This window comes from Rhizocola hellebori, from assembly GCF_016862955.1.
In the GTDB taxonomy this organism is placed as follows: Bacteria; Actinomycetota; Actinomycetes; order Mycobacteriales; family Micromonosporaceae; genus Rhizocola; species Rhizocola hellebori.
Genome location: NZ_BONY01000070.1, coordinates 32953 through 48579 on the forward strand (window position 1 = coordinate 32953; position 15627 = coordinate 48579).

Consider the following 15627-nt stretch of genomic DNA (forward strand, 5'->3'; position numbering starts at 1 on the left):
AGCACTCGTTAAGAACGGGCGGATGGCAGCGTGTCGACTCAGCAGGACAAAACCCTGGCGAGCTTTGGGACCAATGAGTGGATCGTCGAGGAGATGTACCAGCGGTACCTCACCGATCCGTCGAGCGTCGACCCGGCGTGGCACGACTTCTTCGCCGACTACCGGCCCGCCATCGAGACCCCGGTTGCCAAGGCGGCCCAGGTAACCGAGCAGACCCCGCAAGCTCCGGCCGCGCCCGTGCTTCCGGCCACGCCGGGCCAGGCGAAGGCGCCCGCCGGCGCCGCCACTCCGGCACCCGCCCCGGCGCCCAAGGCCGACCAGCCCGCACCCGCCAAGACGCAAGCCAAGAACATCCCGCTGCGCGGCGTGTCGGCCCGCATCGTCGAGAACATGGACTCGTCGCTGAGCGTGCCGACCGCGACGAGCGTGCGTGCCGTACCCGCCAAATTGCTGGCCGACAACCGCATAGTCATCAACAACCACCTGGCGCGCGGCCGTGGTGGCAAGGTGAGCTTCACCCACCTCATCGGCTACGCCCTGGTGCGCGCGATGGCCGTGCACCCGGAGATGAACAATTCCTTCGCGGTGGTCGACGGCAAGCCGAACATGGTCGTCCCGCCGCACGTGAACCTGGGCATCGCCATCGATCTGTCCAAGCCGGACGGTTCCCGCCAGCTCGTGGTCCCCTCGATCAAGGCGACCGAGCAGATGGACTTCCGCCAGTTCTGGCAGGGATATGAGGACATAGTCCGCCGCGCCCGCCGCAACGAGCTGACGATGGAAGACCACACCGGCGCGACCATCTCGCTGACCAACCCGGGCGGCATCGGCACGGTGCACTCGCAGCCCCGGTTGATGGTGGGCCAGAGCGTCATCATCGGCGTGGGCGCGATGGAATATCCCGCGCCGTTCCAGGGCATGAGCGACACCCAGCTCGCGGAGCTGGCCGTCAGCAAGATCATCACACTGACGAGCACCTACGACCACCGCGTGATCCAGGGCGCGCAGTCGGGCGAGTTCCTCAAAGTGATCCACGAGCTGCTGCTCGGTGAGCACGGCTTCTACGACGAGATCTTCACCGCGCTGCGCATCCCCTACGAGCCCGTGCGCTGGGTACGCGACGTGCACGAGGGCCAGGTCGACAAGACCACCAAGGTGATGGAGCTGATCCGGGAATACCGGGTGCGTGGTCACCTGATGGCCGACACCGACCCGCTCGAGTATGAGGTGCGCCGCCACCCCGACCTCGACATCCTCGAACACGGCCTCACCCTGTGGGACCTCGACCGCGCGTTCCCGGTCGGCGGCTTCGCCGGCAAGCAGCAGATGCGGTTGCGCGATGTGCTTGGCGTGCTTCGGGATTCGTACTGCCGCCGGGTTGGCGTGGAGTACATGCACATTCAGAACCCGGAAGAGCGCCGCTGGATCCAGGAGCGGGTGGAGAAGAAGTACGCCAAGCCCAGCCCGGAAGAGCAGCGCCACATCATGGGCCGGCTCAACGCCGCCGAGGCTTTCGAGACCTTCCTCGCCACCAAATACGTTGGCCAGAAACGGTTCTCGCTCGAAGGCGGGGAGTCGCTGATCCCGCTGCTCGACGAGGTGCTGCAGTCGTCGGCCGAGGCGGAGCTCGACGAGGTCGTCATCGGCATGGCCCACCGCGGCCGCCTCAACGTGCTGGCGAACATCGTCGGCAAGCCCTACGAGAAGATCTTCAACGAGTTCGAGGGGCACCTCGACCCGAAGAGCGCGCAGGGTTCCGGCGACGTGAAGTACCACCTCGGCATGACCGGCAAGTTCACCACGCCCGACGGGTCCGGGGTGACCACGGTCTCGCTGACCGCCAACCCTTCCCACCTTGAGGCGGTCGACCCGGTACTCGAAGGAATCGTGCGGGCCAAGCAGGACCGGCTCGACCTCGGGCTGACCGGCTACACCGTGCTCCCGGTTCTGGTGCACGGCGACGCCGCCTTCGCCGGGCAGGGTGTGGTGGCCGAGACTTTGAACCTTTCGCAGCTTCGCGGGTACCGCACCGGCGGCACCATTCACGTCGTCGTCAACAACCAGGTGGGTTTCACCACCGCCCCCGAATACAGCCGCTCCTCGCTCTACTCCACCGACGTGGCCCGGATGATCCAGGCGCCGATCTTCCACGTGAACGGCGACGACCCGGAGGCCGTGATTCGCGTGGGGCGCTTGGCTTTCGAGTACCGGCAGGCGTTCAACAAGGACGTCGTCATCGACCTCGTCTGCTACCGCCGCCGCGGCCACAACGAGGGCGACGACCCGTCGATGACCAACCCGCAGATGTACGCGATCATCGATGGCAAGCGTTCCGTCCGCAAGCTCTACACCGAAGAGCTGATCGGGCGCGGCGACATCACCGTCGAGCAGGCCGAGGAAGCGCTGCGCGACTACCAGAGCCAGCTTGAGACGGTCTTCAAAGCCACCCGCGACGCGGCGAACGGGGTGTCGAGCCGCCTCACCCGCACCAAGGAAGCCCAGCCCGAGCCGAACGTGGCCACCGCCATCCCGGCCGAGCTGGTGCGGCGCGTCGGTGAGGTACACACCGCGCTGCCCGAGGGGTTCACCCCGCACAAGCGCATCCAGCAACTGCTCGACCGGCGGGCCAAGATGGCCGTCGAGGGCGACATCGACTGGGGCTTCGGCGAGATCATCGCGATGGGTTCGCTTCTGGCCCAAGGGGTTACCGTTCGACTGTCCGGTCAGGACAGCCGGCGCGGCACCTTCGTGCAGCGGCACGCTGCCATCGTCGACGCCAAGACCGGTGCCGAGTACCTGCCCGTCGCCGAGTTGGCGCAAGATGATGCCCGCTTCCACGCCCACGACTCGCTGCTTTCCGAATACGCCGCGCTCGGCTTCGAGTACGGATATTCGGTGGAACAGCCCAACGCGCTCGTGGTCTGGGAGGCACAGTTCGGCGACTTCGTCAACGGCGCCCAATCGGTCATCGACGAGTTCATCTCCTCCGGAGAGGTGAAGTGGGGACAGCACAACAGCGTCACCGTTCTGCTGCCGCACGGGCACGAGGGCCAGGGCCCCGACCACACCTCGGGCCGTCCCGAGCGCTGGCTGCAGATGGCCGCCGAGGACAACATGCGCATCGTCATCCCGACGAGCCCGGCCAACCACTTCCACCTGCTGCGCCGCCAAGCGCTGTCGGCCAAGCGCAAGCCGCTGATCGTGTTCACACCGAAATCGTTGCTGCGGCACAAGCTTGCCGTGTCTCCGGTGGCCGACTTCACCAACGGCACCTTCCAGCCGGTGATCGGCGAGACCGCGCTGGCGCCCGAGGGCGTGAAGCGGGTGCTGCTGTGCTCGGGCAAGGTCTACTACGACCTGATCCAGGCACGCGCAGAGCGCGGCATCACGGACACCGCGATCGTCCGCATCGAGCAGCTTTACCCGCTGCCGGTCGACGAGGTCCGGGCAGAGCTGGCCAAGTACCCGGCGGCGAGCGACTTCGCCTGGGTGCAGGAAGAGCCGGCGAACCAGGGCGCGTGGTCGTTCATCGCGCTCAACCTGCTGGAGCACCTCGAGGGCGTGCGGCTGCGCCGCATCTCCCGCCCGGCCGCGGCCGCGCCCGCCGTCGGCTCCACCAAGCTGCACGATGTCGAACAGGCTGCGCTGCTCGAGGCCGCGCTGCCGAAGGTGTGACGCCACATGTATTTCACCGATCGCGGGATTGAGGAGCTGGCGACCCGCCGCGGCGACGAGGAGGTCACCATCGAGTGGCTCGCCGAGCGCCTTCGCGACTTCGTCGACCTCAATCCCGAGTTCGAAACCCCCATCGAGCGCCTCGCCACCTACCTAGCCCGCCTCGACGACGACGAAGACTAGTCCGCCCTGCGCGCCCGCCCTCAAGATCCTCGCGCTTTCGGGGAAATCGTCCGATCCACTTCGTGCGAGGGGACGTTTTCGCTGAATTCGTGACGATCTCCGCGCCGTACGCTGCAGCGCCGGTTGGCGGGAGGTCGTCGGAGGCGGTCGTTAGGCTGAGGGAGTGGCGCGCAATGTCTACGTGACCAGCCTTGAGCCTGGCGGCGGTAAGTCGGCGATCGCACTTGGGGTGGCTGAGGTGCTCAGCCGGCGGGTGCGGCGGCTGGGGGTTTTCCGGCCTTTCGTGCGGGTGGAACCCGATCCTGTGGTGGAGCTGTTGCGCCGGCGGTACGGGATGCGCCACGGCCGCGGGCCGGGTTATGAGCGCGCGGCGCAGCTGCTGGGGGGCGGGCGGCGCGATGAGCTGATGGGTGAGGTGCTCGAAGCCTTCCACGCGCTGGAGCGCGACTGCGACGCGGTCATCATCGTCGGCACCGATTATGGGCACGATCTGGCCGGGCACGACGAGCCGGCGTTGCCCGACGAGCTGAGCCTCAATCTGCGGCTGGCCGCTGAGCTGGGGGCGGCTGTGCTTCCGGTGGTGCGGGGCGATGGGCGCAGCGCCTCCGAGGTCGCCGACGCGGTGCGGGCCGCCTATTACGCGTGCGAAGAGCTGCCTGTGCTTGCGGTGCTTGCCAACCGGGCCGACGCCGACCTTCGGGTCAGCCTGCCGGCGGGTGTGCCGGTCTACGCGATCCCCAGGCTCGCCGCGATCGCCGCGCCGACCATGGCGGAGGTGGCTTCGGCGCTGCAAGCCACTCCCGTGCACGGCACCACTGAGGCGGCCATGTCCCGCGATGTGGTGGATGCCATGGTGGGGGCGGCTTCCGTACCCACCTTCTTGGAGAACTTGAGAGACAACACGCTGGTGGTCACGCCTGGCGACCGGGCAGACCTCATCGTGGCCGCGGTCGCCGCTCACCATGCGGGCCAAGCCTCGATAGCGGGGATCCTGCTGACGCTCGGGATCGAGCCCGATCCTCGGGTGGTCGCGCTGGTGAGCCGGTTCAAGGTGGAGTTGCCGATTTTCATGGTGCGCCTTGACAGTTACGACACCGTTGCGGCGCTGACCGGGCTGGAGGGCCGCCTTCGGCCCGACAATCCGCGCAAAGTGATGGCAGCGCTGGGTTTGTTCGAGTCGCATGTGGACTTCACCGAGCTGGCCGCGCGGCTGGACCTGGCTCGTTCCGACCGGGTCACCCCGCTCATGTTCGAGTACGAGCTGATCGAGCGCGCTCGCGCCGACCGCCGCCACGTCGTGCTTCCCGAGGGCGATGAGGAACGCATCCTGCGCGCCGCGGAATCCCTTACCCGGCGCGGGGTTTGCGACCTCACTCTGCTGGGCGATGTCGACAAGATCGAGCAGCGGGCCCGCGAGCTTGGCCTCGATCTGGGCAGCGTGCGGGTCGTCGATCCCGTGCACGCCGACCGCTGGCGGCGCGAGTTCGCCACCGAGTACACCAAACTGCGTGCCCACAAGGGGATGACGCAGGAGCTGGCGCACGACCTGATGAGCGACGTCAACTATTTCGGCACCATGATGGTCCACACTGGACGCGCCGACGCGATGGTTTCCGGCGCCGTGCATCCCACCGCCGACACCATCCGGCCCGCCTTCGAAATCATCAAGACCACGCCCGAGGTCAAGGTGGCCAGCAGCATCTTCTTCATGTGTCTGCCCGACCACGTCCTGGTCTACGGCGACTGCGCCATCAACCCCGACCCGAACCCGGAGCAGCTGGCCGACATCGCCATCTCCTCGGCCGAAACCGCCGCCCGCTTCGGCGTCGAGCCCCGCATCGCCATGCTTTCCTACTCGACCGGGGTCAGCGGCCACGGCGCCGACGTCGACAAGGTCGCCATGGCCACCAAAATCGTGCAGGAACGCCGTCCCGACCTCCCCGTCGAGGGCCCAATCCAATACGACGCCGCCGTCGATCTGACGGTCGCCGCCACCAAACTTCCCGACAGCGCCGTCGCCGGCCGGGCCACCATCCTGATCTTCCCGGACCTCAACACCGGCAACAACACCTACAAGGCCGTCCAGCGCTCGGCCGGCGCGGTCGCCATCGGCCCGGTCATGCAAGGCCTCCGCAAGCCCGTCAACGACCTCTCCCGCGGCGCGACCGTGCGCGACATCATCTCCACCGTCGCCATCACCGCTATCCAGTCACAGCTTTAAGCGCTGCGCGGCAGGCACTGTCGGCGTGCCGGGTGGTCTCCGGCAGCCGATACTTCGGTGACAACCGCAATGTTATTTCGGCCGACCCTTCGACGTCGATCAGATGGCCAGGCGAGACGAAGACCGGTTTCACATTTTTCTGGGTACGAAGCACACGCCCCACAATCTCGTCACCGTCCACAAGCGGGGCCCAAGACCCACGGTCGGCGCCCACTTGCCCATGCGTGCCAATGAACGCGGTCTTGCCCACCCCGAATGCCGCAATCCCCGTCACCACCCCCAGATGGCTCGCCAACCCGAACCTTCTCGGGTGCGCTATCCCGTACCCGTCGCAGACCAGCAGATCCGGTGTAACTGTCAGCTTAGACAGCGCCTCCTCCAGCACCGGGATCTCGCGAAACGCCAACAACCCTGGCACATAAGGAAACCCGGCCACCCCAATAGCGGTCACCGTCTCCACCACGGCCAGGGTGTCGAGCTCCAACACCACGACCGCCCCCGCGACCAGATCGCTCCCCTCGGCGTAGGCGACATCCACCCCCGCCACCAGCCGCGGCGCCCGCCCCAGCGGCGCATCCGTCACCACTCGCTCGCGGAGCCGCAACTGGACCGCGACCGCCTCCGCCTCATCCCTCAACGTCGGTCTCCAAACGTCACGAACGTCCACACCGTAACGCACTAGGGTGATGTTGTGAGAACGCTCGTTTTGAACTGTGGCTCCTCCTCGCTGAAATGGCGCCTGTTCGACCAGGCCGAAAAGGTGGCGGGTGGGCTGGTGGAACGCGTCACCGACCACGGATCGGCGCTGCACGAGGTGCTGTCTGCGGTGGACCTGACCGGTTTGGACGCGGTGGGCCATCGGATGGTGCACGGGGGGCTCAGGTTCAGCCGGCCGACCCTCATCGACGACGAGGTCATAGCGGCGGTGGCCGAGCTGATTCCACTTGCGCCGCTTCATAATCCGCCAAACATCGCGGGGGTGCGGGAGGCTCGGCGGATGTTGCCGGAGGTGCCGCAGGTGGCGGTCTTCGACACCGCTTTCCATCGCACCATTCCGCCTATGAACGCGCACTACGCCATCGACTCGGCGGTCGCCGCGGAGCACGGGATCATCCGGTACGGCTTCCACGGGACATCGCACGCCTATGTGTCACGGCAAACGGCGAAGCTCCTGGGACGGGAGCCGGCGGAGGTCAACGTGATCACCTTGCACCTGGGCAACGGGGCCAGCGCCTGCGCGGTCAAGGGCGGCCGCAGCTTCGCCACGAGCATGGGACTGTCGCCGCTTGAGGGGCTCGTCATGGGCACCAGAAGCGGCAATATAGATCCGGCCATCATCTTTCATCTGCATCGGGTGGCCGGAATGCCGGTCGAGGCCATTGACGATCTGCTCAACAAGCGCAGCGGGCTGCTTGGCCTGTGCGGTGACAGCGACATGCGTGAGGTGCTGCGCCGCGACGATGAGCAGGCCAAGCTGGCCTTGGCGATGTACTGCGAGCGGATCAAGAGCTACGTCGGGGCTTACACGGCAATGCTCGGCGGTGTCGACGCGGTCGCCTTCACCGCCGGAGTCGGCGAGAACTCGGCTGCGGTAAGGGCAGCGTCACTGTCCAATTTGGAGTTCATGGGCATCGCGGTCGATGAGACCCGCAACGCCAAGGGGGAAGCCATCATCTCGCCCGACGGGGCGAGGGTGGCGGTCTGCGTGGTTCCCACCGACGAGGAGCTCGAGATCGCCACACAGACCGAGGCGCTGCTCAGCTCGAATGGTCGATGACAATCTTGCCGAAGACCTCGCCGTGGGCGAGACGGTCGAAGGCCTCGCGAGCCTGGGTGAAGCCGTAGACGCTGTCGATGACCGGACGGATCTGTTGCGCCACCACCAGATCCATCAGCGCCACCAGCTCGGCCCGGGTGCCCATGGTGGAGCCGACGATCTCCTGCTGCAGGAAGAAGATGCGGCGCAGATCGACCTCGGCCAGGTGGCCGGAGGTGCTGCCGGAGACGACGATGCGGCCGCCGGGCTTCGTGCTCTTGATGGAATGGTCGAAGGTGGCCGCGCCCACGGTTTCGATGACGACGTCGACGCGTTCGGGCAGCCGCCCGCCGGGCTCGAAAGCGGTGGCGCCCAACGCTTCCACCTGCGCCCGCTTCGCGGCGTCACGGCTGGTCGCGAAGACTCGGGCGCCTAGCGCCTTGGCCAGCACCACGGCGGCCGTGGCCACGCCGCCGCCGGCGCCCTGGACAAGAACGGTGCCGTCCTTGGGAAGCCGGCCACGGGTGGTGAGCATGCGATAGGCGGTGAGCCAGGCGGTGGGAAGGCACGCCGCGTCTATCCAATCAAGACTTTGCGGCTTGGGGACGACATTGCGGCGCGGCACACACACCAGATCGGCCAGCGTGCCCGGGTGCTTCTCCGAGAGCAGGGTGCGTTTCGGGTCAAGGGTTTCGTCCTCACCCTGCCCCAGCACGGCGTGCACCACGACCTCGTTGCCGTCCTCGTCGATCCCGGCCGCGTCGCAGCCCAGGATCATCGGCAGCTGCTCGGCGGAAAGCCCGACCCCGCGTAACGACCAAAGATCGTGATGGTTGAGCGAGCTGGTGCGCACCCTGACCGTCGTCCAGCCCTCGGGCGCCTGGGGATCAGGTTGCTCTCCCACCACTAGACCGGCCAGCGGATTGTCTGGATTCATCGACTCGGCGTAGATCGCGCGCATGCTGTCGACGCTAACATTTACCGCTCACGTGCAACCCCTCGGCGGCCTGTGACGTATACGGCGCGAAGGAAGGAGGAGTGCATGACCTGGGAGTCGGACTATTCCGATTACTTCGCCGTCCGAGCCGCCTCACTGCGCCGCCTGGCCTACGGGCTCTGCGGCGACTGGCACCTGGCCGAAGACCTCACCCAGCACGCGTTCCTGCAGCTCTACCGGCATTGGAAGCGAATCGAACCGGCCACGCTCGACGCGTACTCGCGCCGCATCGTGGTCAACGCGTTCCTCTCCGATCGCCGGCTGCGCCGCCGGGAGCACGTGGTGTCCCAGCCACCTGACCGGGCCACACCCGAGCCCGCAACAGGCCCCGAGCTGGACATCCGAGCCGCATTGACCCAGTTGCCACCCCGGCAGCGGGCCTTGATCGTGTTGCGTCATCTGGAGGACATCTCGGTCGCCGAAGCCGCCGCGCTGCTCGGCATCACCGAAGGAACCGTGAAGAGCCAGACCGCCCGCGGTCTCGACAAGCTCCGAGCCGCCCTGGCCGTACCCGTAATGCGGGGAGAGTAGAAATGGAAGAGATTCAGATTCGTGATGCCCTGCGCCACCACGTGATCGACAACGAACCTCCGCTGGGCTTGAGCGCCGCAGCCCTGCTCAGCAAGGGCCGCCGCCGGCATCGGTGGCGGATGGGCCTGACCTCGGGCGGCACAGTCACCGCGATCGGCCTGGTGGCCTCGATCGCCCTGGTGCCGTTGGGAGGCAGTCCATCGCTGGAGTCGGGATGCAGCGTGCCGGTGATACACGGCTACGTCGCCCAGCCGTCGACCGCGCCGGACAATCCGAGCCCGTGGCCTACGCCTGACCCGAGCGGGGAAGCAACCCCCAATCCCACCAACGCGCCGAGCACCCACCCCACCAACATGCCGACCGCTTACCCGACCTACCTTCCGTCGCCCGCTCCAACCATCGAACCGTCGCCCTATCCGACCGACTCGGTAGTGATCTTTCCCGACCCGGGCTGGTTGACGATGGCGCCCACCTATCCTCCAGACAAGCCGCGCATGCGGGAGATGGAGTGCTACCTCAAACGCGAGCTACAGCGGATGGCGCCGGGAGCGAAATTCGCACAGTTCCACGACAACGATCCACAGTACGGCAACGGCGACAGCGAGCCACTGGCCGTCTACTCGGTCTTGGACTATCGCTGGCGGGGCAGGGATGGAGATCGCATCTATGCCGCCTCGGCCGTCATCGTCCACCCGGGCCAGTCAATCCAATTCGATATCAGCGTGAGCAAGCCATGGGAGCCGCCCACCGGGCCCGAATCCGGTTGGAGCTTTGAGAAACGTGGCGATGTGGTCGTGCGTCATTTCCGGACGCGGGAAGGCATGCTGATGACAGAGGTATACGGCCCGCACAGCACCATCTTTGCCTTCGCCACCGGTACATTGCTCAGCCCGGAGCAGCTGATCGAGCTGTCCAGCGCCACCGAGATGGACATGTTCAGGTGACCCGTGCCCCGGTGGTCTGCAGGATGAGCGCGGCCACCAGGTCTGGATCGTCGCTCATCGGCACGTGACCGCAGCCGGGCAATGGCACGTGCCGGGCCTGCGGCAAGAGCTCGCGAGCTCGCTCCGCCTGGTTGGGACGCAGGATCCGATCCTGCGTCCCCCAGGCGACAGTCACCGGAACCGTTGGCGCACCGGCGAAACGATAGTCCAAAGCAGACTTGGCGACCTGCCGGAAACCCTTGCCCCGCCTCATCGCGAGCGCATCCTGGTAGGCGCGATCGGCGGACAGCCGCCCCGGGTGGACCACTATCCCGGAGAAAGACATGGCTCGGATCGCCGGGAACCGCAGACCCACCTTCATCACCGGCCCGGGCAGGAACGTGTTGAGCCGCATCGTGCTCAGCATCCGCAGGGCGCGACGCCGCTCCGCCTCGGTGTAGAAACCGGCCGGGGAAAGCGCGGTGGCCGAGGAGACGAGGCCACCGGCGGCGAGCTCAAGGGCGATCGCACCACCGAGGCTGTTCCCCGCCACGTGCGGCCTTTCCAGCCCTTCCGAAGCGAAGTGTTCGCCTATCCGGGCCACCGTCTCGGCCATCCCGTGCGGCATGCCCCCGTCGGGCACCGGCGAGCGGCCGAATCCGGGCAGGTCGATGGCGATGACCTCGTGGTGGCGGGCCAGCTCGTCGAGTACAGGCTCCCAGGCTTGCCAGCGGTGGCCGATGCCGTGGATGAGAACCAGCGGCGGCCCGCTTCCCCTCTTCTCACTGTTGACCAACACTGTGACTCCCGAAGGGCCGGCCGAGGTCGCGGGCCTCTTGCTCCATCGCGGTGACCATCTCGCCACCGCCCGAACCGCGTTTGATGATGCCGTCGACGAATCCGCTGAGCATTACCGTGCGCAGGGCCTGAACCAGCCCGATCGAACCCGGGATGTAAACGCGCCGCTTGCGTTTCTCCATGCCGCGCAAAAGTGCCTGCGCGCATTGTTCCGCGGTCAGCTCCGTCGACATCGGCCACGGCATCTTCTTGCGCGCGTGGCGATAGCTGGGCAGGTCCTCCCGGAAGTCCCGGACCAGATCGGTGTCGACCCAGATGGGATGGGCCGTGCCCACCCGCACACCCAGATGCGCCACCTCGAGGCGCAGCACGTTGCCGAACTGCTCCACACCGGCCTTGGAGGCGCAATAGGCGGCCATGCCGGGCATCGCGGTGAACGCCGCCACCGAGGAGACGAGAAGGGCGTAGCCCTTCGACTCGATCAGATGCGGCAAGGCCGCGCTCACGGTGCGGATAACCCCATTCAAATTCACGTTTATGGTACGCACCAAGGCCTCGACCGGCCCAGTGTTGACCGTTCCGATGTTGGCCACACCGGCATTCGCGAGAACGACGTCTATCCGGCCGTGCGCCTCGACGGCGGAGGACACCGCGAGATCCAGGCCGGCCTGATCGGTGACATCGCAGTGTGCCCAATGACAGCCCAGCTCCCCGGCGAGCTTCTTGAGCCGCTCGGGTTCCAGGCCCACCACGGAAACCTTGGCCCCCTTGGCCACCGCCTGCCGCGCGACCTGCTCCCCGATTCCGCGTGCCGCACCGGTGATGAGGACGACCTTGTTACTGATTGATGAGTTCACGATGTGCTCCGACGCTCTGGTAATCATGGGGGCGGAAGCGCCTCAGGCGCAGGCGGAAGGTGGTGGCGAAACCGGGCCACAGCGTGGAGTTGCGGCCGGTCGAGTCGAGGTACCAGCTGTTACACCCGCCGGTGGCCCAAACCGTGCCGGCCATCTTGCGGTCGACCTCGGCGCTGTCGCGCTGCTGCGCCTGCGGCGTGGGCTCGATCGCGGTGACCCCGGTGCGGCGCATGTATTCCAGCGCTTTGAGGACCTGGCGGAGCTGGCTTTCCATCATGAGCACCACCGAGGTATGACCCAGGCCGGTGTTCGGGCCGAGCAGGAAGAACAGGTTGGGGAAACCGGCGACCGTGGTGCCGAGATAGGCGCGCATGGTCGGGGTCCACGCTTGGGCAAGGGTTTGCCCTTCCCTGCCCCGGACGTGGTGCATCACCGGCATGTCGGTCACGCGGAACCCGGTACCCAAAATGATGGTGTCTGCGGGGTGTTCCACACCATCGGCGGTGACCACACCGTTGGGCGTGACGCGCACGATGCCGGAGGTGATGACGTCTACGTTGTCTTTGGTCAGCGAGGGCAGATAGTCGTTGGAAAGCAGCACCCGCTTGCAGCCCATCACGTAGCTTGGCGTCAGCTTGGCCCGCAGCACTGGGTCCTTGACCTGGCTGCGCAGGTGAAGCTCGGCGATCCGCTGACCCATCCGGTTGATGCGCGGGTGGAAGAAGCCGATGCCCTGCCCCTCGCGGGCCCAATAGAGGAGGCTTCGCATCAGCCGCTGCGCGCCCGGCACATATCGATAGATCGCGTGCTCGGCCTTGCTGACGCGACGCGACCGGCGCGGCATGACCCAGGGCGGCGTGCGCTGGAAGAGCCGCAGCTTTCCCACCACCGGCTGGATCTGCGGCACGAATTGGATCGCCGAGGCGCCCGTCCCGATGACGGCCACCTGACGCCCGCTTAGGTCATGGTCGTGCCGCCAGCGCGCGGAGTGGAAAACGGTGCCGGTGAAGGATTCCAGGCCCGGGATGTCCGGCGTCGCCGGCTCGCTGAGCGGGCCGGTGGCGAGGATGACCACGCGGGCCCGATAGACGCCCTGCGAGGTAGTGATCACCCACCGCTGCGCGGCCTCCTCCCAGCTCATCTCCTCGATAAGGTGACCCAGCCGCAGGTGTGGCCGCACCTTGTATCGGTCGACGCAACGCAGCAGGTAGTCCCAGATCTCCCGCTGACCGGAGAAGGTGTCCGTCCACTTGGGATTGAGCGCGAACGAATACGAATACAAATGTGACGGCACATCGCAGGCGCAGCCCGGGTAGGTGTTGTCCCGCCAGGTGCCGCCGATCTCCTCAGCCTTGTCGAAGACCACGAAGTCGGTAAGCCCCTTCTGGCGCATGCGGATCGCGGCGCCGAGCCCGCCGAACCCCGCTCCGATCACAGCCACATCGGTATCTGTCACGGTCTCGTCCCTCTCACCAGCACGCCTCCCCAAGGATCGACCTCAGTCAACCTGACCGCAACCCCGTCGAGCCTTGCCTGCCTTGCCCCCGACCGCACGAGCGCCGCGATCCGCTCATCTGGCTCGATCCGGCCGTCCCAGTGGTAGCGCCCGTCCACCGGCTCGACCCGCCCCAGCATCCGCGCCTGCACCTCAAACGTGCCGTGCTCGGTCTCAAGTCGCATGGCTGGCCAGCCCGCCCGGGATGTCCGCGGCCGCCCTGACCCCGGCGATCCCGTGCCACAGCAGCGTTGTCAGATAGTCGGTCAGCGCCTCGCGGCGCATCGGCCGGTCGCGCTTCATCCACCAGTCGCCGGTGGCCTGGACCAGCCCGACTATTCCGACCGCCCACGGCTCGGCAGGCCCGGCGTCCAGGCCCAGGGCCCGCAGCCGGTCGCCGATCACCCGGGACAGCCCGCTCTCGACCGTTTGCGAGGCGCTGTTCACCAGGTGATGCACGCCGGGAACCTGTTGCTGCATGAGGAATCTGTACAGCTCCGCCTGCCCCTCGATCGCCCCCAGATAGGAGTCGATGGTGGCCGCTATCAGCTCGCGCTCCTCGCGCACCTGATCGATCGCGGGGATGACGATCGCGACGACCTGGTGGGCAAGGTGCTCGCCCACGGCCAGCCACAGCTGGGTCTTGTCAGCGAAATACCTGTACAGCACGGGTTTGCTGATCCCGGCCACCTTGGCCACCTGATCCATATCGACGGCCGGTCCGTATTGGACCGCGGCCTCGATCGCCGCCTGGATCAGCTCGATCCGGCGCTGCTCCCGATGCTCAGCCCAACGGGCTTTCCTGGCATTGACTTGCACGTTACTTTTCGTAACAGTTAACGGAGGTAACGTCAAGGAGGAGTTATGTCAACTCGTGAGGCGACCGCCTCCCGCCTGCTGGACCTCTCCCTGCAGCGCCAATACGAACCGCAGGTGGACATCGACTGGGAGGCGCCGCTGGATCCCGACCGGTTCTGGATCCCGCCGACCCGCAGCAGCCTCTACGGCACGTCGCTTTGGGACGGCCTCACCCACCGCCAGCGCGTCGAACTCACCAAACACGAGGTGGCTAGCGCGGCATCGGCCGGGCTTTGGTTCGAGACCATCCTCATGCAGATGCTCATCCGCTTCTACTACGACGCCGACCCGACCAGCCAGCACGCCCAATACGCGCTCACCGAAGTGGCCGACGAGTGCCGCCACTCGATCATGTTCGGCCGTCTCATCTCGACCGCCGGCTGTCCCGTCTACCCGCCCAGCCGCGCCGACCACTTCCTCGGCCGGTTCCTCAAAACCACCGCTCGCGGCCCGCACATGTATGCGGCCATCCTCATCGCCGAGGAGATCCTCGATTCATTCCAACGCGAAATCATGGCCGACGAAACGCTACAACCCTTGATACGCATGGTTTCCCGGATCCACGTCATCGAGGAGGCCCGGCACATCCGCTTCGCCCGCGAGGAGCTGGACCGCCAGGTAGCCTCGGCCAACCCGATCGCCCTGGCCTACTCCCGCCTCGTCATCGCCCGCGCCGCCTACGCCGTGGCCACCCGCCTCGTGCACCCTTCCGTCTACCGCGCCGTCGGCATAGACCCCAACCTCGGCCGCAGCGCCGCTCGCGCCAACCCCCACTTCCAAGCCACCCTGCGCTGGTCCGCCACCCGCGTCACCGCCACCCTCACCGACCTAGGCCTAATCGCCGGCCCCGCCCGCCTCCTCTGGACCCGCGCCCACCTCCTCTAGCCGCCCTTGCCGCGCAACATCTTTCCTTTACGCCGCTGCGTCGTGGTCACGCGCCGCAAGCTCCCGCGCGGCAACGAAGCTTCATGCGTGGTCACCCCCCGCGGCTCCCCGCCATTGGCAGGCCACCCGGTGAACTCCTGGGCCGAGCCAACATCCCACCGGTGCTCCCCCACCCTCCCCGTCGCCTCCAGCACCCACCCGCTCCCCCACCTTTCTTCCTCACCTCCCCAACGCAGAGCCCCCCGGCAGCGCCCCACCCCCTGCTCCCTCGCTTGTCCATCTCTGCCTCACCTCCCTAACGCAGAGCCGCCCCCCGGCAGCGCCCCACCCACCCTCCCTCCCATGTCCATCTCTGCCTCACCTCCCTGACACAGAGATGGACAAGCGACGCACCCCATCTCGCCGCGGCGGCGGAAGCGGCGCAGCGGGCAACGAGAGCCGGGGGCAG

Annotated in this window: 14 protein-coding genes; 7 read left to right on the plus strand and 7 right to left on the minus strand. The window is 67.0% G+C overall.

Annotation, left to right across the window (positions count from 1 at the left end; genetic code table 11):
• Positions 1 to 30 precede the first annotated feature (30 nt).
• The 3 genes from Rhe02_RS37750 to pta all read left to right on the plus strand — a co-directional run bounded on the left by Rhe02_RS37750 (position 31) and on the right by pta (position 6079).
• The gene (locus Rhe02_RS37750) at positions 31 to 3675 is read left to right on the plus strand and encodes a multifunctional oxoglutarate decarboxylase/oxoglutarate dehydrogenase thiamine pyrophosphate-binding subunit/dihydrolipoyllysine-residue succinyltransferase subunit (RefSeq protein WP_203913274.1); all 3645 of its coding nucleotides are present in this window, start codon (positions 31 to 33) and stop codon (positions 3673 to 3675) included.
• 6 nt (positions 3676 to 3681) lie between these two features.
• The gene (locus tag Rhe02_RS37755; RefSeq protein WP_203913275.1) at positions 3682 to 3858 is read left to right on the plus strand and encodes a DUF6104 family protein; all 177 of its coding nucleotides are present in this window, start codon (positions 3682 to 3684) and stop codon (positions 3856 to 3858) included.
• 163 nt (positions 3859 to 4021) lie between these two features.
• Positions 4022 to 6079, plus strand: a complete 2058-nt coding sequence (gene pta, locus Rhe02_RS37760; RefSeq protein WP_203913276.1) for a phosphate acetyltransferase — start codon at positions 4022 to 4024, stop codon at positions 6077 to 6079.
• Here pta and nfi read toward each other — a convergent pair.
• Positions 6060 to 6716 carry a deoxyribonuclease V gene (nfi, locus tag Rhe02_RS37765; protein WP_239124312.1) on the minus strand — a complete coding sequence of 219 codons (657 nt, stop codon included), beginning with the start codon at positions 6714 to 6716 and terminating at the stop codon, positions 6060 to 6062. The two genes, pta and nfi, sit on opposite strands and share 20 nt — an antisense overlap.
• Before the next feature lie 54 nt (positions 6717 to 6770).
• Here nfi and Rhe02_RS37770 point away from each other — a divergent pair, with 54 nt between their 5' ends.
• Positions 6771 to 7856 carry an acetate/propionate family kinase gene (locus Rhe02_RS37770; RefSeq protein WP_203913277.1) on the plus strand — a complete coding sequence of 362 codons (1086 nt, stop codon included), beginning with the start codon at positions 6771 to 6773 and terminating at the stop codon, positions 7854 to 7856.
• On the opposite strand, the gene Rhe02_RS37775 is transcribed toward Rhe02_RS37770, so the two are convergent.
• Positions 7837 to 8796: a zinc-binding dehydrogenase gene (locus tag Rhe02_RS37775; RefSeq protein WP_203913278.1), complete on the minus strand. Its 960-nt coding sequence runs from the start codon at positions 8794 to 8796 to the stop codon at positions 7837 to 7839. The two genes, Rhe02_RS37770 and Rhe02_RS37775, sit on opposite strands and share 20 nt — an antisense overlap.
• A gap of 81 nt (positions 8797 to 8877) precedes the next feature.
• Here Rhe02_RS37775 and Rhe02_RS37780 point away from each other — a divergent pair, with 81 nt between their 5' ends.
• Together Rhe02_RS37780 and Rhe02_RS37785 are read left to right on the plus strand one after the other, a co-directional pair.
• Complete coding sequence (locus Rhe02_RS37780) at positions 8878 to 9363, plus strand: SigE family RNA polymerase sigma factor (RefSeq protein ID WP_203913279.1); 486 nt, start codon at positions 8878 to 8880, stop codon at positions 9361 to 9363.
• 2 nt (positions 9364 to 9365) lie between these two features.
• A complete protein-coding gene (locus Rhe02_RS37785) occupies positions 9366 to 10307 on the plus strand; it encodes a hypothetical protein (RefSeq protein WP_203913280.1) in 942 nt (313 codons plus the stop codon).
• Here the strand turns inward: Rhe02_RS37785 and Rhe02_RS37790 are convergent.
• The 5 genes from Rhe02_RS37790 to Rhe02_RS37810 are packed head-to-tail and all read right to left on the minus strand — an operon-like array spanning position 10300 to position 14255.
• Positions 10300 to 11085 (minus strand): alpha/beta fold hydrolase, encoded by a 786-nt coding sequence (locus Rhe02_RS37790; RefSeq protein ID WP_203913281.1) that lies wholly within the window; start codon positions 11083 to 11085, stop codon positions 10300 to 10302. The two genes, Rhe02_RS37785 and Rhe02_RS37790, sit on opposite strands and share 8 nt — an antisense overlap.
• Complete coding sequence (locus Rhe02_RS37795) at positions 11069 to 11941, minus strand: SDR family oxidoreductase (protein ID WP_239124313.1); 873 nt, start codon at positions 11939 to 11941, stop codon at positions 11069 to 11071. Before Rhe02_RS37795 ends, Rhe02_RS37790 begins: the two co-directional genes overlap by 17 nt.
• Positions 11922 to 13397 (minus strand): flavin-containing monooxygenase, encoded by a 1476-nt coding sequence (locus Rhe02_RS37800; protein WP_203913283.1) that lies wholly within the window; start codon positions 13395 to 13397, stop codon positions 11922 to 11924. Before Rhe02_RS37800 ends, Rhe02_RS37795 begins: the two co-directional genes overlap by 20 nt.
• The gene (locus Rhe02_RS37805) at positions 13394 to 13621 is read right to left on the minus strand and encodes a DUF4873 domain-containing protein (RefSeq protein WP_203913284.1); all 228 of its coding nucleotides are present in this window, start codon (positions 13619 to 13621) and stop codon (positions 13394 to 13396) included. The genes Rhe02_RS37800 and Rhe02_RS37805 overlap by 4 nt, the downstream gene beginning before the upstream one ends.
• Positions 13611 to 14255 carry a TetR family transcriptional regulator gene (locus Rhe02_RS37810; RefSeq protein WP_203913285.1) on the minus strand — a complete coding sequence of 215 codons (645 nt, stop codon included), beginning with the start codon at positions 14253 to 14255 and terminating at the stop codon, positions 13611 to 13613. The genes Rhe02_RS37805 and Rhe02_RS37810 overlap by 11 nt, the downstream gene beginning before the upstream one ends.
• Before the next feature lie 45 nt (positions 14256 to 14300).
• On the opposite strand from Rhe02_RS37810, the gene Rhe02_RS37815 reads away from it, so the two are divergent.
• Complete coding sequence (locus Rhe02_RS37815; RefSeq protein ID WP_203913286.1) at positions 14301 to 15179, plus strand: AurF N-oxygenase family protein; 879 nt, start codon at positions 14301 to 14303, stop codon at positions 15177 to 15179.
• Positions 15180 to 15627: the final 448 nt, after the last annotated feature.

Bases quoted from the DNA above. Each gene is read 5' to 3' on its own strand.
- Rhe02_RS37755 (WP_203913275.1), top strand. From the start codon at position 3,682: ATGTATTTCACCGATCGCGGGATTGAGGAGCTGGCGACCCGCCGCGGC.
- Rhe02_RS37805 (WP_203913284.1), bottom strand. From the start codon at position 13,621: ATGCGACTTGAGACCGAGCACGGCACGTTTGAGGTGCAGGCGCGGATG.
- Rhe02_RS37785 (WP_203913280.1), top strand. From the start codon at position 9,366: ATGGAAGAGATTCAGATTCGTGATGCCCTGCGCCACCACGTGATCGAC.
- Rhe02_RS37775 (WP_203913278.1), bottom strand. From the start codon at position 8,796: ATGCGCGCGATCTACGCCGAGTCGATGAATCCAGACAATCCGCTGGCC.
- Rhe02_RS37780 (WP_203913279.1), top strand. From the start codon at position 8,878: ATGACCTGGGAGTCGGACTATTCCGATTACTTCGCCGTCCGAGCCGCC.
- Rhe02_RS37815 (WP_203913286.1), top strand. From the start codon at position 14,301: ATGTCAACTCGTGAGGCGACCGCCTCCCGCCTGCTGGACCTCTCCCTG.